23 protein-coding genes are annotated in these 26,672 nt (G+C 57.9%); 6 read left to right on the top strand and 17 right to left on the bottom strand.

Features of this window, described 5'->3' with window-relative positions; genetic code table 11:
- Nucleotides 1–11: 11 nt before the first annotated feature.
- The 5 genes from ACOYXE_RS07710 to ACOYXE_RS07690 all read right to left on the bottom strand — a co-directional run bounded on the left by ACOYXE_RS07710 (nucleotide 12) and on the right by ACOYXE_RS07690 (nucleotide 6,462).
- Nucleotides 12–971, bottom strand: a complete 960-nt coding sequence (locus tag ACOYXE_RS07710) for an EamA family transporter (RefSeq protein ID WP_460928524.1) — start codon at nucleotides 969–971, stop codon at nucleotides 12–14.
- A gap of 226 nt (nucleotides 972–1,197) precedes the next feature.
- Complete coding sequence (locus ACOYXE_RS07705) at nucleotides 1,198–2,310, bottom strand: alkene reductase (RefSeq protein ID WP_460928522.1); 1,113 nt, start codon at nucleotides 2,308–2,310, stop codon at nucleotides 1,198–1,200.
- Between the two features lie 170 nt (nucleotides 2,311–2,480).
- Nucleotides 2,481–4,715 (bottom strand): xanthine dehydrogenase family protein molybdopterin-binding subunit, encoded by a 2,235-nt coding sequence (locus tag ACOYXE_RS07700; protein ID WP_460928520.1) that lies wholly within the window; start codon nucleotides 4,713–4,715, stop codon nucleotides 2,481–2,483.
- A complete protein-coding gene (locus tag ACOYXE_RS07695; RefSeq protein ID WP_405123773.1) occupies nucleotides 4,712–5,185 on the bottom strand; it encodes a (2Fe-2S)-binding protein in 474 nt (157 codons plus the stop codon). The genes ACOYXE_RS07700 and ACOYXE_RS07695 overlap by 4 nt, the downstream gene beginning before the upstream one ends.
- Entirely contained in the window at nucleotides 5,182–6,462 is a 1,281-nt protein-coding gene (locus ACOYXE_RS07690; RefSeq protein WP_405123772.1) for a c-type cytochrome, read from the bottom strand. Before ACOYXE_RS07690 ends, ACOYXE_RS07695 begins: the two co-directional genes overlap by 4 nt.
- Nucleotides 6,463–6,757: 295 nt before the next feature.
- Here ACOYXE_RS07690 and ACOYXE_RS07685 point away from each other — a divergent pair, with 295 nt between their 5' ends.
- Together ACOYXE_RS07685 and ACOYXE_RS07680 are read left to right on the top strand one after the other, a co-directional pair.
- Nucleotides 6,758–7,957, top strand: coding sequence for an MFS transporter (locus tag ACOYXE_RS07685; protein ID WP_460928517.1), 1,200 nt, complete (start codon nucleotides 6,758–6,760; stop codon nucleotides 7,955–7,957).
- Nucleotides 7,958–8,051: 94 nt separating this feature from the next.
- Nucleotides 8,052–8,975 (top strand): LysR family transcriptional regulator, encoded by a 924-nt coding sequence (locus tag ACOYXE_RS07680; RefSeq protein WP_460928515.1) that lies wholly within the window; start codon nucleotides 8,052–8,054, stop codon nucleotides 8,973–8,975.
- A gap of 10 nt (nucleotides 8,976–8,985) precedes the next feature.
- Here ACOYXE_RS07680 and ACOYXE_RS07675 read toward each other — a convergent pair whose 3' ends face one another.
- From ACOYXE_RS07675 to xylA, 4 genes are all read right to left on the bottom strand, one after another.
- Nucleotides 8,986–10,122, bottom strand: a complete 1,137-nt coding sequence (locus tag ACOYXE_RS07675; protein ID WP_160057849.1) for a sugar ABC transporter permease — start codon at nucleotides 10,120–10,122, stop codon at nucleotides 8,986–8,988.
- Nucleotides 10,123–11,679 (bottom strand): D-xylose ABC transporter ATP-binding protein, encoded by a 1,557-nt coding sequence (gene xylG / locus ACOYXE_RS07670; protein WP_160057850.1) that lies wholly within the window; start codon nucleotides 11,677–11,679, stop codon nucleotides 10,123–10,125.
- 153 nt (nucleotides 11,680–11,832) lie between these two features.
- Nucleotides 11,833–12,834 (bottom strand): D-xylose ABC transporter substrate-binding protein, encoded by a 1,002-nt coding sequence (gene xylF / locus ACOYXE_RS07665; protein WP_160057851.1) that lies wholly within the window; start codon nucleotides 12,832–12,834, stop codon nucleotides 11,833–11,835.
- 148 nt (nucleotides 12,835–12,982) lie between these two features.
- Complete coding sequence (xylA, locus tag ACOYXE_RS07660) at nucleotides 12,983–14,299, bottom strand: xylose isomerase (protein WP_460928512.1); 1,317 nt, start codon at nucleotides 14,297–14,299, stop codon at nucleotides 12,983–12,985.
- A 175-nt stretch (nucleotides 14,300–14,474) separates the two neighbouring features.
- Here xylA and ACOYXE_RS07655 point away from each other — a divergent pair, with 175 nt between their 5' ends.
- Both ACOYXE_RS07655 and ACOYXE_RS07650 read left to right on the top strand, forming a co-directional pair.
- Nucleotides 14,475–15,656, top strand: coding sequence for a XylR family transcriptional regulator (locus ACOYXE_RS07655; protein WP_460928510.1), 1,182 nt, complete (start codon nucleotides 14,475–14,477; stop codon nucleotides 15,654–15,656).
- Between the two features lie 40 nt (nucleotides 15,657–15,696).
- Entirely contained in the window at nucleotides 15,697–15,843 is a 147-nt protein-coding gene (locus ACOYXE_RS07650) for a hypothetical protein (protein WP_460928508.1), read from the top strand.
- Between the two features lie 237 nt (nucleotides 15,844–16,080).
- Here ACOYXE_RS07650 and ACOYXE_RS07645 read toward each other — a convergent pair whose 3' ends face one another.
- From ACOYXE_RS07645 to ACOYXE_RS07630, 4 genes are all read right to left on the bottom strand, one after another.
- Entirely contained in the window at nucleotides 16,081–16,815 is a 735-nt protein-coding gene (locus ACOYXE_RS07645) for an NADPH-dependent F420 reductase (RefSeq protein ID WP_160057854.1), read from the bottom strand.
- Nucleotides 16,816–16,943: 128 nt separating this feature from the next.
- On the bottom strand, nucleotides 16,944–17,660 hold the full coding sequence (locus ACOYXE_RS07640) for a nitroreductase (RefSeq protein ID WP_160057855.1): 717 nt from the start codon (nucleotides 17,658–17,660) through the stop codon (nucleotides 16,944–16,946).
- Nucleotides 17,661–17,692: 32 nt separating this feature from the next.
- Nucleotides 17,693–18,124 (bottom strand): MarR family winged helix-turn-helix transcriptional regulator, encoded by a 432-nt coding sequence (locus tag ACOYXE_RS07635; RefSeq protein WP_137217017.1) that lies wholly within the window; start codon nucleotides 18,122–18,124, stop codon nucleotides 17,693–17,695.
- 398 nt (nucleotides 18,125–18,522) lie between these two features.
- Nucleotides 18,523–19,281: an SDR family oxidoreductase gene (locus ACOYXE_RS07630; protein ID WP_460928505.1), complete on the bottom strand. Its 759-nt coding sequence runs from the start codon at nucleotides 19,279–19,281 to the stop codon at nucleotides 18,523–18,525.
- A 98-nt stretch (nucleotides 19,282–19,379) separates the two neighbouring features.
- Here ACOYXE_RS07630 and ACOYXE_RS07625 point away from each other — a divergent pair, with 98 nt between their 5' ends.
- Nucleotides 19,380–19,970, top strand: coding sequence for a TetR/AcrR family transcriptional regulator (locus ACOYXE_RS07625; protein WP_161986523.1), 591 nt, complete (start codon nucleotides 19,380–19,382; stop codon nucleotides 19,968–19,970).
- 378 nt (nucleotides 19,971–20,348) lie between these two features.
- On the opposite strand, the gene ACOYXE_RS07620 is transcribed toward ACOYXE_RS07625, so the two are convergent.
- The 3 genes from ACOYXE_RS07620 to ACOYXE_RS07610 all read right to left on the bottom strand — a co-directional run bounded on the left by ACOYXE_RS07620 (nucleotide 20,349) and on the right by ACOYXE_RS07610 (nucleotide 23,919).
- Nucleotides 20,349–21,221 carry an isocitrate lyase/PEP mutase family protein gene (locus ACOYXE_RS07620; RefSeq protein WP_160057857.1) on the bottom strand — a complete coding sequence of 291 codons (873 nt, stop codon included), beginning with the start codon at nucleotides 21,219–21,221 and terminating at the stop codon, nucleotides 20,349–20,351.
- 118 nt (nucleotides 21,222–21,339) lie between these two features.
- Complete coding sequence (gene dctA, locus ACOYXE_RS07615) at nucleotides 21,340–22,647, bottom strand: C4-dicarboxylate transporter DctA (RefSeq protein ID WP_460928502.1); 1,308 nt, start codon at nucleotides 22,645–22,647, stop codon at nucleotides 21,340–21,342.
- A gap of 102 nt (nucleotides 22,648–22,749) precedes the next feature.
- A complete protein-coding gene (locus tag ACOYXE_RS07610) occupies nucleotides 22,750–23,919 on the bottom strand; it encodes a mandelate racemase/muconate lactonizing enzyme family protein (RefSeq protein ID WP_053123197.1) in 1,170 nt (389 codons plus the stop codon).
- Between the two features lie 99 nt (nucleotides 23,920–24,018).
- On the opposite strand from ACOYXE_RS07610, the gene ACOYXE_RS07605 reads away from it, so the two are divergent.
- Nucleotides 24,019–24,912 (top strand): LysR family transcriptional regulator, encoded by an 894-nt coding sequence (locus ACOYXE_RS07605; protein WP_137217014.1) that lies wholly within the window; start codon nucleotides 24,019–24,021, stop codon nucleotides 24,910–24,912.
- 812 nt (nucleotides 24,913–25,724) lie between these two features.
- Here the strand turns inward: ACOYXE_RS07605 and ACOYXE_RS07600 are convergent.
- Nucleotides 25,725–26,648, bottom strand: a complete 924-nt coding sequence (locus ACOYXE_RS07600; protein WP_264365252.1) for a DUF2971 domain-containing protein — start codon at nucleotides 26,646–26,648, stop codon at nucleotides 25,725–25,727.
- Nucleotides 26,649–26,672 lie beyond the last annotated feature (24 nt).

Here is a 26,672-nt window from a genome sequence, read left to right as displayed (position 1 = left end):
GAGAGAAACCCTCACGCACTGGCTTTAACCTCAGCCTTGACTACTGATTTACGGTAAGTCAGCAAAACGATGCCCGTGACCACAATCACCCCGCCGAAAATCTGTCCTGTACTGAGCATTTGGTCCAGCACAATCCAGCCCATCAACAGCGTTGCTAGTGGCTCGATGTTCATGACCGGCGCATTGCGCGGCATGTCGAGGCGAGGCACGGAAATGAACAGGACGATAAAACCTGTGCCGTACAGCACCACCAGGGTGGCAAGGGCCAGCCATCCGGTCGAGGTGGCGGGCAGGTTCAAGCCGCCAGGAAGGGCGCCCGTCAGTCCTGCCAGGTTGACGCTGCTGAACACGATGAAAATGGTCAGCAGACTGCGCACCGAGCCGCGTACCTGAGACAGTTTGTGGTCGGTGATCCACAACGCGCAGGCGAACACGCTGGCGGCACAGAACGCGAGCGCGACGCCGGTCAGCCATTGCGCACTGACGTCTGTCGTGGTCGAGAGACGCCCGGGGACGTCCAGCACAAACACCAGACCCAACAGAATCAAACCCATCAACGTCGCAGTGCGTGCGCTCGGTCGCTGGCCACCCAGCGCCCAGGTGAGCAATGCCAGCAGAATAGGAAATACGTTCGCCACCAGCAGGGCCAGCGCCACCGGCACCCGTGCGACAGCAGAGTAAAGGCACAGACTCTGCGCAGTGATCAGCAACCCCAGCAACAGTTGCCAGCGCCAGGCACCGGCCGGCAAGCGCCGGCTTTGTCTTTGCCACAGCACCAGGATGGCGAGCACCAGCAGGGTCCCGCCGGAACGCATCAAAATAGCCAGCAACACACCCGCACCATCATCAAATGCGACCCGCGCCGCCACATGATTGCCGGCAAATGCACAGCCCATGCACAACAGAATGATCACCGCCAGATAACGGGGGTAGGGCGGCGGTACGGTTTGCGTAGCGGTAGGGCGAGGCATGGCAGATCTCAGGATTGTTAGCCGTTCGAACGACTTGGTTTTTATTGGTTGTCGTACAACTAGCCCGTTTTATCGCATTCGGCGACGTCGGGCAATAGACCTGAAAGCGCACAGCTACGCATATGCTTGACGTTACGGTGGATTTCCCACGCCTTTGATTAGGCACAGAGATCGTATGACCTAATAAAAAGGGGCGAGTCCGCCCCTCCCATAGGTCTGCATTTGTTCAGGCATGAAATGGATAATCGATGTACCCACGCTGATCCCCGCCGAAAAAGCTGCTCGGGTCTGGCGCGTTGAGCGCCAGACCATCATGCAGCCGACGCGGCAAGTCAGGGTTGGCCAGGAACGGACGGCCAAACGCAATGATGTCGGCACGATCGGCAATCAGCGCCTGTTCGGCAGATTGCGCATCGTAGCCGCCCGCCAGGATCAGCACGCCGTTCCACGTCTTGCGCAACTGCGCAATGATCGCGTCCCAGCGCGGGTCGAAGTTCTCATCTTTGACTGTGCCGACCATTGCTGGCTCGACCAGGTGCAGATAGGCCAGATTCCATTGGTTAAGCGCTTCGACGAGGTGGCCGAAGGTTGCCTCCGGAGTGTCATCACCCATGCCCATAAAGCGCCCCATCGGCGTCAGGCGTACGCCGACCCGTTCGGCACCGACTTCTTCAGTGACGGCCGCCACCACTTCCAGCAGAAACCGCGCGCGATTCGCCACGCTGCCGCCATAGGCATCGTTACGCTGATTGCTGTTGCTGTTAAGAAACTGATCGAGCAGGTAACCGTTGCCGGCATGAATTTCCACGCCGTCCATGCCTGCCTGCAATGCGTTGCGCGCGGCCACGCGGTAGTCCTCGACGATACCGGCGATTTCCGTGGTTTCCAGCGCACGCGGCACCGGCACATCACCCCAGACGCCGTTACCGTTTTCATCGACGATAAACGTCTTGCCAGGCACCGGCAGCGCGCTGGGCGCAACCGGCAGGCCGGCATCGGGTTGAAAGCTGGGGTGGGACACCCGGCCAACATGCCACAGCTGCATAAAGATCAAGCCGCCGGCCTCATGCACCGCCGCGCTGACGTCACGCCACGCCCGGACCTGCTCTGGGCTGTAGATGCCCGGCGTCCAGGCGTAACCCTGAGCCTGCCGGGAGATCTGTGTGGCTTCGGTGATGATCAGCGCGGCACTGGCCCGCTGGCGGTAGTACTCGGCGTTCATCGGTGTCGGCACATCGCCCGGTTGGCCGGCGCGGGAGCGCGTTAACGGCGCCATCGCCACGCGATGGGCGAGGGTGTAAGGACCGAGTGCGAGGGGTTGGAACAGACGACGGGTCATGGGTAGCTCCAGATTTCAATAGAAGGAATTCAAGCGCGGCAGCGGTGCCGCGAACCATTGCCGCTAACTTAACCGCGCTCAGCGGGGCTGATAATCGGTGACCGGCGCTATGCTGTTTTGCGCGCAACGCAACGGCGCCCGTGCTCATCAGCGATGGACACGGGCGTGGCTCAGGCGGGTGGGTTTGAGCGCGTCAGCGGAAGGTTCAGCCAACGCCGGCCGGTGGCGTTGGCGACAGCGTTGCCAAGGGCGGCGGCCATCGGCCCCTGGACGATTTCAGCGGCACCGAGGAACGGTTCTCCCGGTTGGTCGAGCAAATGCACATCGACTTTTTTCGGCAGTTGTGTGAAACGCAGAATCGGATAACCGCTCCAGTCGTAGCTGCGAATACCCCCCGCGTCGTAGGCAACTTTTTCGTACAGGGTCCAGCTCGCGGACTGCACGATGCCGCCCTCGACCTGATTGCGCAGGCCGTCTGGGCTGACGATCTGGCCGACGTCAACCGCCGTCACCACGTGATCGATGCGAATCTCGCCGGTCTGCGGATGCACCCGCAGCTTCACGGCGATGGCGCAGTAACCCATGATGTTTTTGTAGCGGGCAAAGGCGAAACCGATACCGGCGCCGGGCTCGCTGCCTTTTTGGGGCCAACCGATCTCATCACGCACACGTTCAACGACCGCGCGAGCACGCGGGTCGCTGAGATGGGCCAGACGCAAGGCGACCGCGTCGAGGCCGGCCCGGATCGCGAGTTCGTCGATACTCGCCTCGATGGCGAAGATATTGATGTGCGCACCCAGCGAACGCATGGCCGAGGTGCGAAAGGGCATTTCGGTGACAAAGGTCATGTTGATGCGCGTCGAGTTCAACTCGTACAGCGGCACCGCGTTGCGATCACCATCGCCTTCGGGCTGGGCGATCGGCACGGATGGCGCTGACGTGAAGGGCCGCGCGAGCAAGCGTGCCGGCAGCAGACGCCCGGCGTTGACGATGCGTTCGTTGTGCGGCGTGGTCCAGAGTTCGTAGGCCCAGTCCTGCAGGCGGCCTTGGCTGAGGCTGGCGTCGACTTCGGTGACCATCGCCGAGCTATACGGCTCCCAAAGATTTTCCTGTTCGCGCATCCATTGCACGCGCACCGGCGTCCCGGGCACGCGCAGGGCAATCAATGCCGCATCGGCGGCGGCATCATCGGCGCCGTTGTGGCCGTAACACCCTGAGCCTTCGGTATGAATACAGCGCACCCGCTCAGGTGGCAGATCGAGCATTTCGGCAATGCCGGCGCGCAGCGGGTAAACGCCTTGGGTGTGGGTCCAGACCGTGAGATTGCCGTCCTTGAACCAGGCCACTGCGCAAGACGGGCCGATCGAGCCGTGCATCAGATATTGCTTGGTAACCCGCGCCTGAAAACGCGTGTCGGCCGCGCCGCTCGGCGTGCCGCTGTGGCTGATCGGATAGCGCCGTGAGGGCAGGCGTTTAAGCAGACCATGAATTTCGGCCGCATCGGGAATCGCCTCGCCCTCGCTCCATTGCGTCACCTCGCTGGCACGGCGCATGGCTTTGATCGCTTGCCACTCATCACCGGCGACCACCGCCAGATAGTTGCCGTCGCGGATCACCTTGACCACGCCAGCCAGCGCTTCGATGGACGCCGCATCGAATGCTTGCAGCGTGCAGCCCGGACGAGGCGGGCGGATCACCCGCGCGTGCAGAATGCCCGGCAGGCGCATGTCCTGGACGAATGCTGCGCCACCGCTGACCTTCGCCGGGATGTCGAGGCGCGGCAAAGAATGGCCGATCAGTTTGAAGTCAGCGGCGGCCATCGCCGGTGACTGGGCCTTGGCGTATTGGTGCACATCGACATGCCCGACCGCGTCGGCATAACTCATCCGCTGACTGGCCGGACCTTCGATCACACCGTCGCGGGTGCTCAGCAGCGCCGCATCAACCTGCCAACGGCGCGCGGCGGCATCGACGAGCATTTCGCGTACCTGCGCAGCGGCGTTATACAACGCGGTACCGCTGTCGAAAATGCTGTGGCTGCCGGCGGTGTAGCCTTCGTTGGGTGTCAGCGCGGTGTCGGCGGTGAGCAGGTTTATGGAGGTTGTCGGCACCTGCAAACGCTCAGCGGCAATTTGCAGCAGCGCGGTTTTCACTCCGGTGCCCAATTCGACCTTGCCGGTGTAGACGGTAATGCCATCGGCGCCGATGCGGATCCAGGCGTCGAGAAACGGGTTGGTGCGCAGGCTTCCGGGCAGGTCGGGTGCGAGGACCACGGTGCCGAGCGTATCGACTTCCGTATCCGCCAACACACGTCGCGCCACCGGCATCAGGGTGAACGCCATCAGCAACGCACCACCGCGCAGAAAGGCGCGCCGACTAGGGTTCAAACCATTCGACTCGCTCATTTCAGGCTCCCGTTGTGCCCGGCCACCTGTTTGATCGCCTCGATGATCCGCAAGTGCGTACCGCAGCGGCACAGGTTGCCGGCCATGTGCTCGAGAATGGTCGCCTCATCCGGGTGGCGATTACGCTCAAGCAAAGCTTGCGCGCGCATCAGCATGCCGGCGATGCAGTAGCCGCATTGTGCGGCCTGTTTCTCGATGAACGCGGCTTGCAGAGGGCCTGGTTTTTCCGTGCTGCCGAGGCTTTCCACGGTGCGGATCTTTTTGCCTTCGAGGCCGGCGCAGGGCGTCAGGCAGGCGAACACCGGTCGATCATCGACGATCACGGTGCAGGCGCCACATTGACCGAGACCGCAACCGTATTTGGCGCCGTTGAGGTTCAAGTGATTGCGCAGCGCATACAGCAGCGGCATGTCCGGCTCCAGCTCAAGCGGTTGCGCGGCTCCGTTGACGTTGAGGGTGATCTGGCTCATTTCGTCTCCTGACGTAACGCTTCAATAGTGGAAGGGAGGTCGGCCCACGGCTGATCGGGGCTGGCTTGCTGACGCAGATACGCGGCCAGTGCACCGAGCTGCGCGTTGTCGAGGCTGGCGGCGAACGCCGGCATCAGCGGGCCGGGCGATCCTGGCGTGGCGGGCAAGCCTTCAAGCACGGTTTTGAGGAAGTTGCGCGAACTGGCCGCTTGCAGCGCCGAGGTGCTTTGCAACCCCGGGCGACCATCGATGGTGCGCATCGGCGCCGCCGGGCCATGGCAGCCGGCGCAGGCACTGCTGAAGAGCAGGGCGCCGCTCGAATAGTCTGCCGGCTCACTGGCAGGCGTCTTCGCCGTCGTCTCTGTCACCGAAGGCGGGTTTTCCAGGCTGAGCAAATACTCGGCAATTGCCTCGGCTTCACTGGCGGGCAAGCGGGCCAGACTCAAGCTGACCGGCCGCATCGGCCCGGCGGGTGTGCCGTGGCCATCGACGATCTCGGCGCGCAGATAGCCGACCAGTTGCGCGCGACTCCACGGGTTGACGCGTTGGCCCATACCGACCAGTGCGGGCGCATGCCAGCCGTCAACGCTGCCGCCCTGTAGGTATTCCGAGGACTTTTCCGCGCCGATCAGGTTCAGCGGCGAATGGCAGCCAGCGCAATGGCCCGGACCGTCGGCCAGATAACGCCCTCGATTCCACGCTTCGCTGCGCCCCGCCAGCGGCGTCAGTGGTTCTCCGTGCAGGAACAGCAGGTTCCAGAACGACACCAACGGGCGAATGTTCATCGGAAAGTTCATCTGGTTCTGCGCGGCCGGCGCGTGCACGGCGGGGCCGCTCATCAAGTAGGCATAGGCGTCGGCGATGTCTGCTGCGCTCATGCGCCGGTAATGTACGTAGGGGAATGCCGGATAGAGCAAGTGACCATCGCGAGCGATGCCCTGACGCATCGCCCGCTCGAAGGCCGGCAGCGACCATTGGCCGATACCGGTCTCTGCGTCCGGGGTGATGTTGGTGCTGTACAGCGTGCCGAACGGCGTTACCAGCGGCAGCCCGCCGGCCAGATATTCACCGCCGGGGCGCGTATGGCAGACCGCACAATCGCCGGCCTCGACCACCCTCGCCCCGCGTTGCAACTGCGAAGTGTCGAACATCGTCGGGCGCTCGATCGGCGCAATCACCGGGCGCCACATCAGCCAAGCGGCACCGATCAGGCCGAGCACGGCGACGACGGCCACGCTGATCCAAAGCGTTCTGGATTTCAGAAATGAGTTGTTCATGGCACAGGAAGAAACGCGGCAGGCGATGACAGGACGGATGGGCTGCGGGTCATGGAAACGCTCCTTGTGATAGCCGGGGAAGGGCGCCGCCGGGGACGACAGCGCCAGAGGCCAAAGCGTAGAGAAACCACCAGCGTCGGAGAATCAGCGGCGCACGCAACAGCGCGTTGCGCGAGAAGCAACGCCTGCGCCGTTGCGCCAGACGCATCACTGCGTTGCCCGCCGCATGGATTCTGCGCATCGCCACAGGGCCGTAGCCTTGGCAGCACTTTCCTGAACTCAATGAGGTGTCATCATGCTCACGAGCAATCCGGTCATTGCGACCAACGCCGAACAGCCGGCTGGACTTTCCGGCCTGATGGTCGCGTTCCTGGCATTTTGCTGTGGCGCGGTCGTGGCCAATCTTTATTACGCGCAGCCGATCGTCGAACTCATTGCACCGCAGATCGGTCTGTCCAGCGCCAATGCCAGCCTGATCGTTTCGCTCACGCAGTTTGGCTACGCGCTGGGCCTGATGCTGCTGGTACCGCTGGCCGATCTGATGGAAAACCGTCGGCTGGTGGTCGGCTTCACGCTAGCGGCCAGCGTCACGCTGTTGTGCGCCGGACTGACCCATTCGCCGTCGATGTTCCTGGTGTTGTCTTTGCTCATCGGTCTGACGTCGGTGGCTGTGCAGATCCTTGTGCCGCTGGCGGCGCACCTGGCGCCCGAGGCCAGCCGTGGCCGCGTTGTCGGCAATATCATGAGCGGTCTGCTGCTGGGGATTCTGTTGTCGCGGCCACTGTCGAGTTTGTTGGTTGAAGTGTTCGGCTGGCGCGGAGTGTTTTACAGCGCATCAGCCCTGATGGCCGTCATCGCGCTGATTACCGCCGTGGCACTGCCGCGTCGGCTGCCGACGCATAAAGCCACCTATGCTGCGCTGATCGGTTCGGTGTTTGCCTTGGCCCGGCGCTATCCACTGTTGCGTCAGCGCTCGCTGTATCAAGGGTTGCTGTTTGCCAGTTTCAGCCTGTTCTGGACCCTCGCGCCGATTGAACTGATGCGTCACCACGGTTTCACTCAGGCACACGTGGCGATCTTCGCGCTGGTCGGTGCGGTGGGTGCCATTGCCGCGCCGATTGCCGGACGTCTGGCCGATGCCGGGCATGGTCGTCGCGGCACGCTGGTCGCATTGCTGCTGGCGCCGGTTTCGCTGCTGATCGCTGCGCTCCCGGGCAGCGGCTATATCTGGTTGGTGGTGTGCGCGGTGCTGCTGGATTTCGCCGTGCAATTGAACATGGTGCTCGGCCAGCGTGAGGTGTACGCCCTCGATCCCCACAGCCGTGCGCGCCTGAACGCCGTGTACATGACCAGTATTTTCGTCGGCGGCGCCGTGGGCTCACTGGTCGCCAGTCCGCTGTACGAGCACTTCGGCTGGAACCTGTCCGCCGTCACGGTGGCGCTACTGCCAGCGCTGGCGCTCGGGTTGTTTCTGAGCCGCAAGAGCGATGTCTGAACAGCCGACGAGTGCGGGCAAGCACGGCGGCACAAGACGAAGGGCGAACAGTGATGCACAATCATCCGCGTTCCCTTTCGACCGGACCCCGCTTATGGACAAGTTGCTGGCACTGAAGATGTTTGTGGAAACCGTGCGCTGCGGGGGCTATTCCTCGGCAGCGCGCAAACTCGGGATATCCACGTCGTCAGTGACACGGCAAGTGGCAGGGCTGGAACACGAGCTGGGCGCGAGCCTGCTCAATCGCACCACGCGCAACACCAGCGTGACCGTTGCCGGCCAGACCTATTTCGAAAAAGCCGTGGCGATTCTCGACGCGATCGACGAAGCCGATGCTGTTGTCGCCGATCGTGGCGCCGAAGCGCAGGGCCGTCTGCGCATCAGCGTGCCGGTGGAGTTCGGCCGACGCCTGATCGCGCCGCACCTGAGCCGTTTGCTCGAGCGGCATCCGGGGCTGGAGATCAGTCTGTCGCTGAGTGATCAGGTCAGCGACCTGCTCAGCGAGCAGATCGATGTTTCGGTGCGGCTGGGATCCTCCGTGGTCAGTGAAGACATCGTCAGCAAACGCGTGGGGCAGTTCGAGCGCTGGGTGGTGGCGAGTCCGGCGTATCTGGCGCGTAGCGCCACGCTCTGTCATCCACGGGACTTGCTGGAGCATCAGTGCCTGCGTTTCGATTACGGCGGCACGCACCAGCACTGGACCTTCCAGAATGAAGACGCGCCCATTCAACTCAACGTCCATGGGCGCCTGCAAAGCAACAACGCCGACATCCTGCGCGAGGCCGCCATCGGCGGCGGCGGGGTGACGCTGCTGGCTGACTGGCTGGTACGCGACGACGTCGCAGCCGGCCGGCTGACCCGCTTGCTTGAGCACTACGAGGTCAATCCCGGCAGTGCCAGCACGTGCATCAACGCGTTGTATTTACCCAATCACCGTGGGTCCAGCCGGATCAATGTGTTTATCGACTTCCTGATGGAAGTTCTCAACCCGGCGCCCGCGACCACGCCCGCTGCGTGATGCCTGCGGCTCAACGGCGCCCGGTCCGCGTACTGACATCTACCCAAACGGCCAACACCAAGATGCTGCCCTTGACGATCATCTGCCAATAGCTGTCGACGTCGAGCATCGACATGCCGTTGTCCAGGCTGGTGATGACCAGCGCGCCGAGGAGGGCGCCGTACACCGTGCCGGAGCCGCCGCGCATGGAGGTGCCGCCGATAAAGCACGCGGCGATGGCGTCGAGTTCACCCATGCTGCCAGCCGAAGGCGAGCCGGCGGCCAGGCGCGCGGTGTTGACCACGCCGGCGAGGGCGCACATCACGCCCATGATCCCGAAAATCCACAATTTCACGGCCTGTACATTGATGCCAGACAAGCGCGTCGCTTCCATATTGCTGCCCACCGCATAAACGCGGCGGCCGAAAACCGTCTGACTGGTCACGTAGCTGAACACGCCCAGCAGAATCAGCAGCAACAAGACCGGCACGGGAATGCCGTCATAGCTGTTGAGCGTCTGCACGAAACCGGCGAGCACGGCGCCGATCACCAACACGCGGACGACGTCACGCAGCAATGAATGCGCCGCGAGGCCGTGCAGGGCACGATTGCGTCGTTGTTTCCAAGTCAGGAACACGGTCAGCGCGAACAGCACAATGCCCAGGCCAGTGCCAATTGCGTGGGGCAAGTAACCCTGGCCAATGTAAACCAGCTCCGGCGATACCGGTGCGATGGTCGTGCCGCCGGTAATCCCCAGCAGAATCCCGCGAAACGCCAGCATGCCGCCCAGGCCGACGATGAATGAGGGGATGCGCAGGTAAGCCGTCATGTAGCCGTTGGCGAGGCCGATCATCAGCCCGCACAAGGCGACCAGACTCAGATTCGCCAGCAGCGGAATGTGATAGACCACATCAAGAATCGCCGCGAGACCACCGAGCAGGCCGAGCAACGAGCCGACAGACAAATCGATCTCGCCGCTGATGATTACCAGCACCATGCCACAGGCGAGAATCCCGGTAATCGACATCTGCCGCAGCAGATTGGAAAGGTTGCGCGGGGTCAAAAATCCGCCCTCGGTCTGCCAGCTGAAGAACAACCAGATCAGCACCACGGCAAACACCAGCGCGAGCATTTTGTAGCGGGTGAACAGTTGTTTGACCTGATTCATTTACGCGGATTTCCGATCATTATTGTTATGGCTACCAGGCGGGGTGAGGGCGGCGGCGAGTACCTGTTCCTGGGTGAGCTCATGGTTGATGAAGTCGCCGCGCAACTGGCCTTCGCCGATCACCAGCACGCGGTCGGAAACGCCGAGCACTTCGGCCAGCTCCGACGAGACCATGATGATCGACACGCCGGCGGCGGCCAGCGCGCCCATCAACTTGTAGATTTCGTATTTGGCGCCGACGTCCACACCTCGGGTGGGCTCGTCGAGAATCAATACCCGGGGTTTGGCCAGCAGCATCTTCGCCAGCACGGCTTTTTGTTGATTGCCGCCCGACAGGCTGGTGATCGGCAGGAACGGGCTGGCGGTTTTGAGGTGCAGGCGCGAAATTTCCTTATCGATGCTGCCCAGTTCGGCTTCGGCATCGATGCGGGTCAGTTTCGAATAGTTGTCCAGCACGGCGAGGGTGATGTTCTGACCGACGCCCAGATCGGGAATGATGCCTTGGCGCTTGCGGTCCTCGGGCACCAGGCACAGGCCAGCACGGATGGACTTGAGTGGCGTGCGGGTGTCGATGGGTTGGCCATCGAGCCAGACTTCGCCCTCATGACGGCCGGGGTAAGCGCCGTACAGCGCGGTGACCAGTTCAGTGCGGCCGGCACCGACCAGCCCGGCTATGCCGAGGATTTCCCCGCGCTTGAGGACGAAGGAAATATCGTCGACCCGTTTGCGCTTGGGGTTGTCGACGTCGTAGCAATTGATGTGGCGGGCCTCGAAAATCACCTCGCCAATGTCGTGCGGCTCGGAGGGGTAGAGGTTGCTCATTTCCCGCCCGACCATTTGCGTGATGATCTGCGCAATGTCCATGTCGGCCATGGCGGTGGTGGCGATGTGTTTGCCGTCACGGATCACTGAAATGGTGTCACACACGGCGGCCACTTCATCGAGTTTGTGCGAGATGTAGACGCAGGCGACGCCTTTGGCTTTGAGGTCACGGATGATGTCCAGCAACACCTCGATTTCCGAGCGGCTCAGGGCCGATGAAGGCTCGTCGAGGATCAGCAGTCGGGCCTTTTTGTTCAGGGCCTTGGCGATTTCCACCAGTTGCTGATAGCCGCCGCCGTACTGCGAAACCGGCAGCGATACGTTCATGTCGGGGACTTTCAATTCGCGCATCAGGGCTTCGGCGCGGTGAATCATCGCCGGGTAATTCATGCGTCCGCCGGGCAGTGTCAGCTCGTGGCCCATGAAAATGTTTTCGGCCACCGACAGGTCGGGCACCAGGGTCAGTTCCTGGTGAATGATGACGATGCCGGCAGCTTCCGTTTCACTGATCGATTGCGCTCTGAGTGGTTGCCCGTCCCAGAGGATTTCACCGTCCCAGGTGCCGTGCGGGTAGACCGCCGAAAGGATCTTCATCAGCGTCGACTTGCCGGCGCCATTCTCGCCGCACAGGCCAACGCACTCGCCGGGTCTGACCTTGATGTCGATGCCGTTGAGCGCTTTGACACCGCCGAAGGTTTTGACGATGCCGTTCATTTGCAGCAGATAGTCGGACATGGACAGGGCTCGTATTCCAAAAGGATCAGACACTTAACCCTGTGGGAGCGAGCCTGCTCGCGAAGGCGTCTTTTCAGACAGAGCTGTACTGACTGACACTCCGCCTTCGCGAGCAGGCTCGCTCCCACAGGAGTTACGCACAAACAGCGTCAATCACTTCCCGGCAATTTGCGCCTTGGTGTAGAAGCCGTCCTGTTCGAGCAGGTCGATGTTGTCCTTGGTCAGCGGGGTTGGCGTGAGCAGGATGGTGTCGACTTTTTTGCTGCCGTTGTCGTACTGCGAGCTGAAGGCGGGTTTTTCGTTGCGCGCCAGTTGCACCGAGAGTTTGGCCGCTTCGGTGGCGATGAGTTTCAGCGGTTTGTACACGGTCATGGTTTGCGTGCCGGCGATCACACGTTTGACTGCAGCAAGGTCAGCGTCCTGCCCGGAAATCGGCACCTTTCCGGCTAGTTGCTGCGCCGCCAGTGCCTGGATAGCGCCGCCGGCCGTGGCGTCGTTGGAGGCAACGATGCCGTCGATTTTGTTGTCGTTGCGGGTCAGGGCGTTTTCAACAATGCTCAGCGCTTCGGTCGGGTTCCATTCCTTTACCCACTGTTGGCCGACGATCTTGATATCGCCCTTGTCGATGGCCGGTTGCAGCACTTTCATCTGGCCTTCACGCAGGATCTTGGCGTTGTTGTCGGTGGGCGCTCCGCCGAGCAAAAAGTAATTGCCCTTGGGCGCGGCATTCAGCACGCCGCTGGCCTGCATCTCACCGACCTTTTCGTTATCGAAGGAAATGTAGGCGTCGACATCAGCGTTGAGAATGAGCCGATCATAGGACACAACTTTGATCCCGGCTTTCTTCGCTTCGGCCACCGCGTTGGTCAGCACCGTGGCGTTGAACGGCACGATGACGATGACATCGACGCCTCGGGAAATCAGGTTTTCGATCTGGGAAATCTGCTTCTGCTCGTTGGCATCAGCCGATTGCACGAAGACCTTGGCGTCCATTTTTTCTGCCGCCGCGACAAAGTAGTCACGGTCACGCGACCAGCGTTCCAGGCGCAGGTCATCAATGGAGAAACCGATTTTCGGGTGGGCAGCGTCAGCCATCACCGGCAGTGACAGCAGCGCCAGGGCAGAGGCCAACAGCGTGCGTTTTACGTTCTTCATGTGGGGCGTCCTTTTATTGTTGTTGGAAAGACACGGCCTGACGATGAGTATCGGGCTGGTAAAACTGTAGAGAATCCGCAGACGCCGCAGGCACAGATTTGTCGTAGAAATGTCACCGCGTTAATGCGCCCGCAGACTCCCTGTGTGATCAGCGATAGATAAACCGGTTGACGATGTTCTCAAGCATTTCCTGGCGGCCGCTGACGGCTTGCGGGTTCAACTCGTTGGTGAATGCGTGCTCGGCCAGCGATTCAAGGTTGAAGTCGCCGGCCATCACCGCTTGCCCGAACGGCTGCTGCCAACCGGCGTAGCGCTGATCCTTGAGCCGTTGCAGTTCATCGTTCTGCACCATGGCCGCGGCGCGTTCCAGAGACAGGGCCAGAACGTCCATCGCGCCGACGTGACCATGGAACAGATCGATCTGATCGAGGCTTTGCCGGCGCACCTTGGAGTCGAAGTTGAAGCCGCCATTCTTGAAGCCGCCGGCCTTGAGAATTTCATAGGTGGCCAGGGTCATTTCTTCGACGCTGTTGGGAAATTGATCGGTATCCCAACCGTTTTGCGGATCACCCCGGTTGGCGTCGATGCTGCCGAAAATCCCCAGCGAGACCGCCGTCGCGATCTCGTGATGAAAACTATGCCCGGCGAGGGTCGCGTGGTTGGCCTCGATGTTGACCTTGATTTCGTGCTCCAGCCCGAACTGCTGGAGAAAGCCAAACACGGTGGCGCTGTCGTAATCGTATTGGTGCTTGGTCGGCTCCTGTGGCTTGGGTTCGATCAACAGGTCGCCGGTGAAACCGATCTTGTGCTTGTGCTCGACCACCATGCGCATAAAGCGGCCCAGTTGTTCGCGTTCCCGTTTCAAGTCTGTGTTGAGCAGGGTTTCATAGCCTTCGCGACCGCCCCACAACACGTAGTTGGCGCCTTTCAGGCGATGGGTCGCGTTCATGGCGCTGAACACTTGCGCTGCAGCGCAGGCGAACACTTCCGGATCTGGGTTGCTCGCGGCACCTGCCGCAAAACGCGGATTGCTGAAACAATTGGCGGTGCCCCACAGCAGCTTGATTCCGCTTTGTTCCTGGTGTTGCTCGAGGTGATCAACCATTTGCGCGAAGTGGTTGCGGTATTCCCTCAGTGACTGGCCTTCCGGGGCGACATCGGTGTCATGGAAGCAGTAGTAGTCGATACCCAGTTTGGAGAAAAATTCGAAGGCGGCGGCTGCCTTGCCGATCGCCATTTCCATCGGGTCGCCGGCGTGTTGCCATGGGCGCTTGAACGTCCCCGCGCCGAACACATCGGAACCCGGCCAGACGAACGTGTGCCAGTAACAGGCGGCCATGCGCAGGTGTTCGCGCATGGGTTTGCCGAGGATGAGTTTGTCGGCGTCGTAGTGACGAAAGGAGAGGGGAGAATCGCTGTCCGGGCCTTCGTAGCGAATCGCATCGACATCGGGGAAATACTGCATGGACCTTGTCCTTGTTGTTCTTGGCGGTGTCTCGATACTAGCAACGGCCCCGGCCCTGCTGATTATGAAAAACATCAACACGGAGTGCGATTTTGCGTATTGAGCTTCTCCGGCCAGGCGCCTAGTCTGTGTCAATCGCCTCTGTGAAAAGGGGCCCGGGACAAACATAAGAACAATGAAAACCGTACCGCCTGTTCACCGCATCGCTCTGTTGTTCAACGGCAGCAAGATCTACGACCGTGGCATCATCAGCGGCATCGGCAACTACCTGAGCAGCACCCGTGCCTCTTGGGACCTGTTTCTCGAAGAGGATTTTCTCTGTCGCTTGAAAGGCATCGAACGCTGGCAGGGGGACGGGATCATTGCCGACTTCGACGATCCGCTGATTGGCGAGGCGTTGGCTGATATCCAGATGCCGGTGGTAGCAGTAGGGGGCTCGTACGAGGATAAACGCGCCTATCCGAAAGCGATTCCCTACGTCGCCACCGATAACAATGCGCTGATGACGCTGGCTTACACGCACTTGATCGAGGCAGGACTGCAGCGTTTTGCCTGCTTCAGCCTGCCGGAAGCGCAAGCCAATCGTTGGGCACAGGAGCGGGAAAAAGCCTTTCGCAAACTGATGAAACGCGACGGCTTGCACGGCGAAATCTATCGCGGCATGGGCACCAGCGCACCGCTCTGGGACAGCGCCGTCGAACAACTGATCGCCTGGCTGCAAAGCCTGCCCAAACCCATTGGCATCATCGCCGTCAGCGACGCCCGTGCGCGCCAGTTGCTGCAAGCCTGCCTCACGGCCGGGATTGCCGTGCCGGAGCAGGTGGCATTGATCGGCATCGACAACGACCCGCTGACCCGCAGCCTGACTCGAGTGCCGCTGAGCTCGGTTATTCAGGGCACGGAAACCATGGGACGCACCGCCGCGCAATTGCTTCACCAGATGCTGCACGGCATGCCGTCCACCGGCACGCAAATCCTGGTTCCTCCCGATGCGGTAAACGTGCAGGTGTCGAGCTTGCACCAGCCATTGGGCAATCCCTATGTCATGCAGGCGCTGCTGTTCATTCGCCAATATGCTTGCCAAGGCATCAAAACGGCGCAGGTGGCGGCTTATGTCGGCGTGTCGCGTTCGTCACTTGAAGCGCATTTTCGTGCTGAGCGAGGTTGTAGCGTGCATGACGAGATTTTGCGTTTCAAATTGGCAGCGGCGACTAGCGGCCTTAAAGATGCAGATTCAGTGATTGCCGACGTTGCGCGCAGTTGTGGGTTTAAATCTGCGCAGTATCTGCACACGGTGTTTCGAAGGGAGTTTGGTTGTACGCCGCGGGAGTATCAGCAAGGGGCAGGGATGCGCTAAGGGAATACCCTACGGACTCGGCGCTATTGTTCGAGCGTGCTTGCCGCGAATCATTGCGTTAGGGGTAGCCAGTGCAGAAGAAGTAGAAATCGAAGCGTTGCAAGAGCGTCTGGATCAGGAGCGTTCAGCCTTTTCAGGCATCTACGTCGGTGATGTGATGTTCGGAAGCTGGGCGCGGAAGTTTTGACGTTTTGAAAAGTGGATATAGCGGACTCGCGTAAGCGAATGTCTGCTATTGGCCGTTTTCTGCCCGTCGCGAGAGGCAGAAAACGACCCATAGCAGGGCAATGTCGCAACCGCTGGCGGCGGCCTGGCATCGCAGTATCTGGCCGCCTGGTTCATTTCCCGCCTAGCGGGTGTAGAGGCTGAGCGCAGTGCGCTTCATTACGTTGCTCTAAATGCAGATTCCACCCAATCCGAAAAGTCAGGCTGTCATTGCCCGATTGGTGGCAATAATTTGCTGGTGAGTAAACTGACTGCCGGGAGTCATGAACTTTGCGAGCAGTGCGTCGCGGTTTTGAGGTGCTCGTACCTTGTCTGCAGCTTTCAGTGCTAATTTGAGTTCTGGCAAGGTCAGTTCAGTGCAGTAAGCAGGTGTACCTGGTTGCTGGCGCCATGAATCCTCAAGGTTGCCTGCGGCCAGAGCGATAAAGCCAGTGTCCTCTACGAGATCCTGTGCAATTGCCTCAGCATTAATATCATCGCCGGCTACAGGTAAGGCAATGCGTTCTGACGACCGCGCTGGTTGACCCTTGTCGGCAAGAGTCGCTGCGAGAACGGCGTTCCAAGCCTTAATCACCGGTCGGCCAATCTGTTCGCTTACCCAGATGCTCTCAGGCTTGCCGTCGTCAACTTCTTTGATCGCCCCGTCGCGCCCCGGATAATAATTGGACGTGTCAATGACGACGGTCTTCTCAGGGACACTGCTCAATGTCTGTTTGAGATCAGGGTATTTTGCGAAGGGGATCGAGAGGATTACAACTTCTACTCCGGACACCGCATCTTCCTTGGTTACCGCGCTCACGCCGATTTCATTGGCAAGGTTCTGAATGCTCTCAGGGTCTTTCGAGTTTGCCAGCTTAACTTCATGGCCGCACGCAGCAAGCTTGCGGGCAAGCGTAGCCCCAATATTACCGGCGCCAATAATTCCGATTTTCACTTCAACCTCCTTATCTACAACCAATACTTGAGTGACCGCTTGGTTGGATATACGAATGAATTAAGCATGTCACGCAGCCACTTCGCTCTGGGGCACGCATGTCGCCTGGCTCAGGTAAATACGACTCTTCAAGAGTGAAAGGTCACGCTGTCAGTAATTGGCACGCGATCCATATGCATGCGGTTGCCTGGAGCACTCTCGTCTGGGTAGCCAAATGACATGCCAAACAGCATTTTCATTTCTTCAGAAATGCCTAACACCTCGCGGATCGTTTCTGCATAGAAACCAAGCGAGGTTTGCGGGATGCCGCCTAACCCACGGGCAGCGAGTGACAGTAGGAAGGTTTGGCCGTACATACCAATGTCGCCAGCAGTTCGAACGCTGTCGCCAAACACCGGCATGAATAAAAAAACTGCCTGGGGAGCATTGAAAAAAGACAAGTTCAGGGCTGCGGCCCGCCGACGCCCCTCCTTGTCTTCGCGCATAACATTCATAGCCTCGTAGTAGGCTTTGCCTTGCGCATTCTTACGATCCCCATACATGCCGTAAAAAGCATCCATATCGAACGAAAAGTCTGGCGTGAATTCGCCTGCAGTATTTTTTGCGTGGAGGATTTGCGAAAGCTCTTTTAGTTTTTGACCGCGAACGATGTGCACGTCCCAAGGTTGGGTATTGCAGTTGGAGGGGGCGCACTGGGCATCCTTCAACACCTCCTGAATGATGTGATCGGGTACGGAGGTGTCCAGAAACCCTCGAAACGACCGCCGAGTACGTGCCGTCTTTTGAAATTGAAGGGTGTCATCCATCGCTGTATCAGCATCGAATCTAGATATTGAAATAGTCATGATTTCCTCTTTGTGCAAGGCGTGAAAAATACTCAGTCGGTTGCCGGATGACCGAGCGCATCGAGTGTTTGTCGAAGCTCATCGATACCCCGCTCATCAAGCTGGCAAGCTGACTTAATTTTGCTAGTGATTCCCCGAATGTCAGCTTCCAACATGCGGCTATTAGGCGTCAGGTCGATCATCACGCGGCGCTCGTCGGCAGGATCCCGTGTGCGGCTGACGAGTTCGGCAGCCTCAAGCCTTTTCAGCAATGGCGTTATGGTTCCAGCGTCCATCGCAAGCCGGGTTCCGAGTGCTCCCACAGTGAGTGGCGAACCGTTTAGAAGCTCCAGGATGACCAGATACTGAGGGAAGGTTAGGCCCAACGGCTCCAGATAGGGTTTGTGCAATCGCACGACCCGATTTGCCGCCGCGTAGAGTGAAAAAGACAGCTGGGTACCCACCCGTTTCAGGTTTGAGGTCATTTCATAGCTCGCTATTGTATAGTGCACTATATATTTAAGTAGGAGAGTCGCTCTGTCAACCGACGCCTTCGGCGCTCGACGAATGGCTCATCTAGCTAAGTAGCATATGCCTTGCACTTGCTGTGATTTGAGGCGGACGCCTGGTCATGCGGTAGGAAATGGCCAATCCCACTTGCCAGAGGGGTAGGCCAGCGTTTCAGGCTGCATCGGACTGCTCCGCTGGGTAGCCAAATTTACGGGCGTGAGATTGCGCACTGCATCCATCTACGCGCTCCAATTGGATGATCAGCTTTGCCGCCATTTTCCCTTGATGAATAGGAGCAACAAAAAACTGTGCGCCCAGTAGGCAGATGCTAGCTGCTTATTTGGACGCATCAGGTGTGCCCACAAGGTAAACGTTACTCTGTCGGTGGCTTGTATCCCGCGAGCATTTTCAAGACATCACCATGTGATCCGCTCGCTTCCGCAAATCGTAATGGCTTCGCGCGTTCAACGACAAGTTCAGGCGGGGTCGGAGAAATCTTGAGCAGTTCGAAGATTTCATCCAAAAACTCCTCCAAAGGCATAGCATTTTCGTCGTTTTCCTGTCCAAGCAATGTGGTACGTACCCCTGGCGGCACAAGCTCGATGACCTCGACAGACGAGGCTTCTAGCTGCACTCGAAGACTTTGAGTGAACGAGTGAACCGCCGCTTTAGTTGCGCTGTAGGTCGGTGTGGCTGGCAGCGGTACGAATGCCAACGCCGAGCTGACATTCACTATCGTTGCACTGATCTGCTTGATCAGCTGGGGAGTGAATGCGTACACCATTCGAATCGTGCCAAGCAAGTTCGTTGTCACGATATCTTCGGCGGTGCTCAGGCTTTCCGGATCAGTCAGATCCTCCCAGTGCATGATCCCAGCGTTGTTTATGAGAACGTTCAGATTCGGATGGCTGATCGCAAGCGCTTCGCTGGTACGCTGGATGGATTGGGGATTTGAGACGTCAAGCAATACTGATTCAATGCCAGGGTGTTCTGACACGACCTTGTCGAGCAGAGCCTTGCGACGCCCAGCGATGATGACTTTGTTGCCCGCCTTGTGAAATCTCAGCGCCAGACCGAGGCCGATGCCTGAGGTGCCGCCAGTAACCAGAATCGTGTTGCCAGTGCTGTTCATAGTAAACTCCAGAAACGATGCCTAAGCGGACAGCTGTCCACTTTTCGACCGTACCGGACAATTGTCCGCTTAGCAATGCAGTGAAGGAAAACTTTTTCATGACTGACGAGTTGGTGATGCGTTCTGACGCAAAAAAAAACCGGGAACGGATTTTGGCGGTCGCGGTGGTAGAGCTGACAAGCGACCCTGCGATGCCTTTAAGCACGATTGCGAAGAAGGCAGGGGTAGGGCAGGGCACGTTCTATCGCCATTTCCCTACCAGGGAGAAGTTGGTGTTCGAGGTCTATCAATTCGAAATGCAGCAGGTGGCCTCCTTGGCGGAAGAGTTACTCGCGACAAAACCACCTAAGGAAGCCCTCCGAGAGTGGATGGACTGCCTCGCTGAATATGCAATGACAAAGGCAGGACTCGCTACTGCGATCCAACAAGCTGCTTGCGTTTACGAGTTCCCTGGGAAGTCGGGATACGCTCCTGTCCAAGGAGCCGCCGAGTTGCTTTTGAGGGCAAATGAAAAGGCAGGAACGATTCGTAGCGGGATTACAAACGACGACTTTTTTCTAGCCATCGCGGGAATATGGCAAATGGATGCCCAGAGCGAATGGCGCTTACGTCTCGCCAGATTGATGAATTTGGTGATGGATGGTCTGTGCGCTGGCAGCCCTGAGAGCCTGAAAAAGAATAACGCCTAGCATCAAAATCAGGACACGCGTCGGCGAGAACAGGAAACGGAGCGCATCGGCAAATAGTCGATCTTGTTTAGAGCGGCTTAAGCTTGAGTAGGCGACTCAACCTATAGCCGCGATCCATCCTGAGCGGTGGCCATACCGCCAGCGTCCTTGTCGTCACTGCTGCGTCCATCTGCGTCCTAGCCCGTGAGTGTTCACGAGGTCTCTTGGTTGCCGTCCTTCGAGACCCGTAAGCAAATTTTCCAATGCGCGCAGTGCCATCGCATTGCGTGTATCGCCTGTTGCAGAGCCGATTTGAGGCACGGTGACAACGTTCTTCAATTTGAAAAGACCTGAACTCACTTGTCTTTTTCATGACGCTTTATTTCACCTGTTTCAAACTCAATTTGAATCGTGTCCTGACTTCAAATAGGTTTTCGCCCACTCACGGTAATTGTCCGAGAGTGTGTATTTAGAAAGCAGATCAGGAAGCGAAAGCTCACTTCCGTCTGTGCCGCTTTGTTCGCGCAGCGCCTCGTACGTCGCTTTGATTGCGGACAAATACGGAGCATGCCCATTGACGACAATCCGCACATTGGCAGCACTCAGTTTCTCAACATCACTAAGAGCCGGATTTCCATAATTGATCAGCATGATCGGCACGCTGAGGTGTGCTGTGAGTGCTTCCAAATGTTGGAAGTCTTTTACTCCGACGAGGCAAATCGCGTCGGCCCCGGCTTTTTCATAGGCCGTGGTACGTGCAATGGAATCTTCCAAAGTGGTAACGGCCACATTCGTTCGGGCGATGATGCTGAGCGCATCATCTGATCGGGCAAACCGCGCAGCGTAAATCTTGCTCGCGGCTTCTTCCCTCTCGATGAGCACATGCGATTGCTCGTCGTACTTGGCCGGTAGGTGGGTGTCCTCCAGCGTTAGGGCAGCGACGCCGGCTTTCTGCAGCTCGGTCACAGTTCGCATTACATTCAGCGCGTTTCCGAATCCATGGTCAGCATCCCCAATGATTGGGATTTGGCTAGCTCGTCCGACTCTGGAAACCTGCTCGACATACTCATCCAGCGTGAGCAGTGCGATGTCCGGTGCCCCGAGCACCTGAAGCGAGGCGACGGAACCACCTTGAATGGCGACCTCAAAGCCAAGGTCGCAAGCCATACGAACCGAGATCGGGTCGAATACTGAAGCAGCGAATTTGCAGACGGTACCCTGAAGTAAATCACCAAACGCCTTGCGCAGTTCATGATGTGATCGCTCAATCATTTTTGGCTCCATCAAATTCTTACAAGTAATTTGTTGGTCTCATTCGAGTTGAACGACACCTGGACGGCACTACCGGTCATAACCGTTTCAAGACGAGATGACCGACTCCCTTTGCAGTTTATTTCTGCGCCAGCAATGCCTTCCTGGCCGCTTTTTCGTGTTTCATGGCGGCGATTTCACGCTCGCAGGCCTCGACATCGAACGAGTTATCCCACTTGGCAATGGCGATGGTGCCGATGCCATTACCGATCAGGTTGGTCACGGCCCGTGCTTCGTTCAGGAATCGGTCAATGCCCAGTAGCAAGACGAGGCCGACCAGAGGAATGGAGTGGATGGTTGTTAGCGTTGCCGCAAGGGTTATGAACCCGGCACCCGCCACGCCAGCGGAGCCTTTTGAGGTCAGCAGGAAGACGCCCAACAGAATCATCTGATCCATAAACGTCAGTGGCGTATTTGTTGCCTGTGCGATAAAAATCGCCGCCATGGTGAGGTAAATGCAGGTGCCATCTGCATTGAAGGCATATCCAGTGGGTAGCACCATGCCTACCACTGACTTCTTGCAGCCCAGCTTTTCAAGTTTCACCATCATTCGCGGAAGCACGGCTTCGGTTGAGCAGGTGCCAAGCGTGATGAGAATTTCATCTTTGAAATAACGAAGAAATTGCATCAGCGGCATGCCCGACCATCTGGCAACCGTACCCAGTACTACCACGATGAAAATCAAGGTGGTGATGTAGAGCGCGACCAGCAACTGGCCGAGTGACAGCAAGGTACCAATGCCGTACTTGCCTATAGTGAAAGCCATCGCGGCGCCAGCGCCAAGGGGAGCCAGGCGCATCACCATTGCCACGATCTTGAACAGCCCTTGCAGAAACAAGTCGATGGTATTGATCAGCGGTTTGCTGGTTTCGCCCATCTGGACAAGGGCAACGCCCATCAATACCGAAATCAGAATGACCTGAAGCATGACACCATTCGAGAATGCGCCAATGAAGGTGCTCGGGATGATGTTTAGAAAGAAATCGATAGTGCCACCCTGTTCCGTGGCGGCTTGGCTGTACTTGGCGATAGCGCTGGCATCAAGCGTGGTAGCGTTGATATTCATCCCGGCGCCTGGCTTTGCGATATTGACCACAATAAGGCCGATGACTAGCGCAATGGTGGAAAGGATTTCAAAGTAGAGCAGCGCCTTGACGCCGATCCGTCCGACCTCCTTGATGCTGCCCATCTTTGCGATACCAACCACGACGGTACCGAAAATAATAGGCGCCAACAGCATTTTGATGAGTTTGATAAAGCCATCCGCAAAAGGTTGAAGCTTGGCTCCGAATTGCGGTTCAAAGTGACCAATCGCTGCGCCGATGACGATACCGATCAGCACCTGCACATATAGCTGGCTGTACCAGCGGGATTTGGAAATTTCCACGGAAGCACCTCATTTTATTTTTGTGATGGGCATGTGGTTTGGCGTCAACGGATGACGCCTGAGTCTGCGGTCTCTTTAAAAGAAACCGCAGATCGAGGTTGATCAGCCTTCGCCTAGCTCGCGCATAACTGCGTACAAGGCGGACTTGGCTTCGAAGCCAACACCTGGAATATCTGGCAGGCCGACATATCCATTTTCCACCTTGATTCCGTCGGCGAAGCCGCCGAAAGGCTGGAACACATCGGGGTAAGATTCGTTGCCGCCCAAGTGCAGACCGGCTGCGATGTTCAGGGACATCTGGTGACCACCGTGCGGCACTACGCGGCGCGAAGACCAGCCCATTTCTTCCATCACTTTCAGAGTGCGCATGTACTCCACGAGTCCATAAGACAGCGCACAGTCGAACTGGAGGAAGTCGCGATCCGGGCGCATGCCGCCGTGACGCAGCAAGTTACGGGCGTCCTGGTGGGAAAACAGGTTCTCCCCGGTCGCCATAGGCAGTTCATAGTGATTGGCAAGCTCAGCCTGAAGTGCGTAATCGAGTGGGTCGCCGATCTCCTCGTACCAGAACAGGTTGTACTTCTTGATGGCTTCCGCGTAAGCAATACCGGTCTGAAGATCGAAACGACCGTTGGCATCGACCGCCAGTCGACGACCGTCGCCAACTACTTCGAGTACCGCTTCGATACGACGGATATCTTCGTCCAGTGGCACCGCACCGATCTTCATTTTGACAACGTCGTAGCCACGATCCAGGTAGCTCTGCATTTCTGCTTTGAGTTTGGTCTGGTCTTTACCTGGGTAGTAGTAGCCACCCGCCGCATAGACCCAGACCTTGTCATCGGCCACGCCGTTACGGTAACGATCAGCCAGCAGACGATAGAGAGGTTTGCCTTCGATCTTGGCGACGGCATCCCATACCGCCATGTCGATAGTGCCAACTGCTACTGAGCGCTCACCGTGACCGCCAGGCTTCTCGTTGGTCATCAGGGCTTTCCAGATGGCAAACGGATCCAGGTTATTGTTTTCATGGTCGACAAGCGTGTCTGGATCAGCTTCGGTGATACGCGCCAGGAAGCGATCACGCATCAGAGCGCCTTGGCCATAACGACCGTTGGAGTTGAAACCGTAGCCGATGACAGGTTTACCATCGCGAATCACATCCGTGATAACAGCGACGACCGAGCAGGTCATTTTGGAAAAATCGATATAGGCGTTGGCAATTGGGGAGGCAATGGAAACAGTTTTTTCACGGATGTCTACGATACGCATAACGGGTTCCTCTTGTTGTTTGTGGCCCCACGTTATGCTTTGCGATGTGACCCGCCCAATGCTATTAATGCCGCGCCCTATGCACAGGAGGCATTGCCCTTGGAACTCGTTTGGCTTGAGGATTTTTCAGCGCTTGCGGAATACGGCAGCTTTGTACGGGCGGCTGAAGCGCGCCACGTAACTCAGCCCGCATTCAGTCGCAGAGTCCGGTCTCTGGAGAACTGGATGGGCGTCGAATTGTTCGTGCGCACCCCCCAAGGAGCGACCCTGACCGAGGCTGGAAGACAGATTTTGCCTAGCGCTCAAGAGGCAGCCAGACGTTTGTACCGGATGCGATCTGAGGCTCAGGAAGTGGCGGGGATGGCCGCAAAAACACTGCAATTCGCAGCTACTCACTCCTTGTCATTCACCTTCTTCCCAAGATGGCTGAGAAGTGCAGAAAATGGCGCACCGATAGATGCGGTACGCCTGCATTCAGACAGCATGGCTGTTTGCGAACAGATGCTAATTCACGGCCAGGTTCAGTTTCTGCTTTGCCACCGCCACCCAGATGTGCCGCCTTTGCTAGCCCCTGATCAGTTCACTGGAAAGAAGATTGGCGAGGATGTACTCGTGCCACTGGCGAGTCCCTCTGCCAATTTTGGTTCCTCCCCTGAAACACTGCCTTACTTGGCCTATACGCACGAATCGGGGCTTGGCCGAATCGTCGCTCACCGACTCCACGGCAAAGAAGATTATCTTCATCTGAAACCTCTTTTCAGCAGCCATCTTGCTGCCGTCCTGATGTCTATGGCACTGGAGAGCAAAGGGGTTGCCTGGTTACCAAAAAGCCTGACTGAACAGGAAATGATTGATGGACGTCTCGTTCGGGCGCTCGACGAAAGTTGGGATATTCCTCTGGAAATTCACCTCACGCGTCCGACTGCCCCCATTAGTCCGTCAGCAGAGGAATTCTGGGCCCGAGTGGGCAACGATAAACCGCGTTCTATATGACTCTCCGGCCCAGGCAGCAGCCTGCGCGGTGTCCAGGATGGAATTGGGCCGCACACCTAGAGGTGGCTCGAGTTGTCTGGCGCGGCGAGGAGGGCGGTAGCATCGAGTTTCTGTTCGGAAGATCCGCTGTCTTCATGCAAATGCACGTGGCAGGTAAAAGGCGCTTGCCGCTGGTATCGGATAAACGCGGCGCGTTCGCTGGATCGAAAGCTGTAGTGCAGCTGAAATCGGCCCCTTGATGATGGAGTTCATGGGCCATCGCCAGCATTGGCGTAATGTCAATTCCGCCGGCAAACAACAGGTGGCGTTTGGCTGAGTCCGCGCACAGCGAATATTGTTGAGTGAGGCCGCAGGCAATGTGGATGTCGATGTGAGCAACGGCGTTGAACGGTGGTAACGGGCTACCGTCTGCTGAGCACAGTTCAAAACTGCAAAGACCTTCGGCCTCAACGACTTTTCTTGACGGCTAGGGGTAAAGAATTGCATGACCGTGCGCTCAAAGTTGCACTTGAGTGAGAGTCGCGTCTGCAAAGCGGGGTTTTGGTTTTAGGCAATTGCCGCTCTGCAAGGGCGCATTGCGTAATACATGATTTTACAAGTGGGCGATGTCAGATGTTCATAAAGTGATCCAAACACCGATCAATGTTGGCTTTACCTACAGTTTTTTAAGTCCAGTGTTCATAGATACCGTTTCATGAGGACGGATTGGAAGCAGCAAGAAGAGAAGATTGATGCCTGACCATATTCCTTGTCACTGGTGAGGCGGAGCCCGTCTCACTGGCTCCGGCATCACAAGAGGCTACTGCGCTCGTCTAGGGCAGTAGGTTCATATCAGCATCAAAGAGATGGTTTCGAGAGATGTCACGTCCACCTCTTAAGCGATACGTTGCGGTTACACAAACGATAGTTTGGTTATTGGTCGCGCGGACTCCATCTATGCGCTCTAGATTTGGGTGGGCACTGAGCTCGTGACATTTTCGCTCCAGGGTATCAAAATTATCGCCAAGAGCAGCACGCAGCTCCTTCGCGGAAGATAATATTAGGTGCCGGTCAAAAATACCTGCTCCCGTTCGTTCGCACGCCTCCCGAGCAGTGCTCTTCTGGATGCACTTGAACTCAACTTCGTATCCGCGTACGGAACCTTCATAAATCTCGACAGGACGATTCTTCATTTTATAAAGAATCCGTGACTTCGTTTTCGGGGCAATACGTGGCCCTAGATAAATTCGCTTTAGCGCTGGGTCCGTATACAGCTTGCGACCCTCTCTTCCAGCGAGATATCGCCACTCATTTTCATGCTGCCACTCTTGTCGCTTCTGCATTAGCCGACCGTTGACTACATCCATTGGATCAGAATATCCAAGCAGTTCAAAGGTCACAGGAGGAGGAGCGATGGAGTTGTAGACAACGGGCACCAATAAATGCTGGTACAGATCTGCAATGGCTAACTCTTGAGTATCAAACTCTAAGCACATACCTTCGAAATTGCTAGCGTAGTACGCCCACAGTGGGTAGTCCAAATGGGTAGTCGACATGGATATCAAGCCTGATTTTTTTGCTGTCGCTGCTGCCCCTTCGAGAGCCTTGCTAGCAAACTCAAGAAGGTTTTTTGGCATCAAAACCGCCATCCGATCTTCGCGGGGATATTCGAACAGTGCCTCCATCGGGTCATTCATTTGATCAAAGCGTGGCGCGTACAGATAGCTGTTGAAGATAGCGTCAAGCTCTCGTTTCACGAGCTCTGCATTGCCCAGAGGGCG

The sequence above is a fragment of the Pseudomonas sp. MC6 genome (assembly GCF_054790575.1).
The sequence above is the reverse complement of the archived record's forward strand: the minus strand, read 5'-3'. Positions and strand labels throughout refer to the sequence as shown.

What these genes read in the sequence shown, in the direction of transcription:
- ACOYXE_RS07640 (WP_160057855.1), bottom strand. Translation starts at nt 17,660, where the DNA reads ATGACTATTTCAATATCTAGATTCGATGCTGATACAGCGATGGATGAC.
- ACOYXE_RS07710 (WP_460928524.1), bottom strand. Translation starts at nt 971, where the DNA reads ATGCCTCGCCCTACCGCTACGCAAACCGTACCGCCGCCCTACCCCCGT.
- ACOYXE_RS07705 (WP_460928522.1), bottom strand. Translation starts at nt 2,310, where the DNA reads ATGACCCGTCGTCTGTTCCAACCCCTCGCACTCGGTCCTTACACCCTC.
- ACOYXE_RS07635 (WP_137217017.1), bottom strand. Translation starts at nt 18,124, where the DNA reads ATGACCTCAAACCTGAAACGGGTGGGTACCCAGCTGTCTTTTTCACTC.
- ACOYXE_RS07625 (WP_161986523.1), top strand. Translation starts at nt 19,380, where the DNA reads ATGACTGACGAGTTGGTGATGCGTTCTGACGCAAAAAAAAACCGGGAA.
- xylG (WP_160057850.1), bottom strand. Translation starts at nt 11,679, where the DNA reads ATGTCCGACTATCTGCTGCAAATGAACGGCATCGTCAAAACCTTCGGC.
- ACOYXE_RS07630 (WP_460928505.1), bottom strand. Translation starts at nt 19,281, where the DNA reads ATGAACAGCACTGGCAACACGATTCTGGTTACTGGCGGCACCTCAGGC.
- xylF (WP_160057851.1), bottom strand. Translation starts at nt 12,834, where the DNA reads ATGAAGAACGTAAAACGCACGCTGTTGGCCTCTGCCCTGGCGCTGCTG.
- ACOYXE_RS07700 (WP_460928520.1), bottom strand. Translation starts at nt 4,715, where the DNA reads ATGAGCGAGTCGAATGGTTTGAACCCTAGTCGGCGCGCCTTTCTGCGC.
- ACOYXE_RS07620 (WP_160057857.1), bottom strand. Translation starts at nt 21,221, where the DNA reads ATGATTGAGCGATCACATCATGAACTGCGCAAGGCGTTTGGTGATTTA.
- ACOYXE_RS07610 (WP_053123197.1), bottom strand. Translation starts at nt 23,919, where the DNA reads ATGCGTATCGTAGACATCCGTGAAAAAACTGTTTCCATTGCCTCCCCA.
- ACOYXE_RS07675 (WP_160057849.1), bottom strand. Translation starts at nt 10,122, where the DNA reads ATGAATCAGGTCAAACAACTGTTCACCCGCTACAAAATGCTCGCGCTG.
- ACOYXE_RS07680 (WP_460928515.1), top strand. Translation starts at nt 8,052, where the DNA reads ATGGACAAGTTGCTGGCACTGAAGATGTTTGTGGAAACCGTGCGCTGC.
- ACOYXE_RS07685 (WP_460928517.1), top strand. Translation starts at nt 6,758, where the DNA reads ATGCTCACGAGCAATCCGGTCATTGCGACCAACGCCGAACAGCCGGCT.
- ACOYXE_RS07695 (WP_405123773.1), bottom strand. Translation starts at nt 5,185, where the DNA reads ATGAGCCAGATCACCCTCAACGTCAACGGAGCCGCGCAACCGCTTGAG.
- ACOYXE_RS07690 (WP_405123772.1), bottom strand. Translation starts at nt 6,462, where the DNA reads ATGAACAACTCATTTCTGAAATCCAGAACGCTTTGGATCAGCGTGGCC.
- xylA (WP_460928512.1), bottom strand. Translation starts at nt 14,299, where the DNA reads ATGCAGTATTTCCCCGATGTCGATGCGATTCGCTACGAAGGCCCGGAC.
- ACOYXE_RS07655 (WP_460928510.1), top strand. Translation starts at nt 14,475, where the DNA reads ATGAAAACCGTACCGCCTGTTCACCGCATCGCTCTGTTGTTCAACGGC.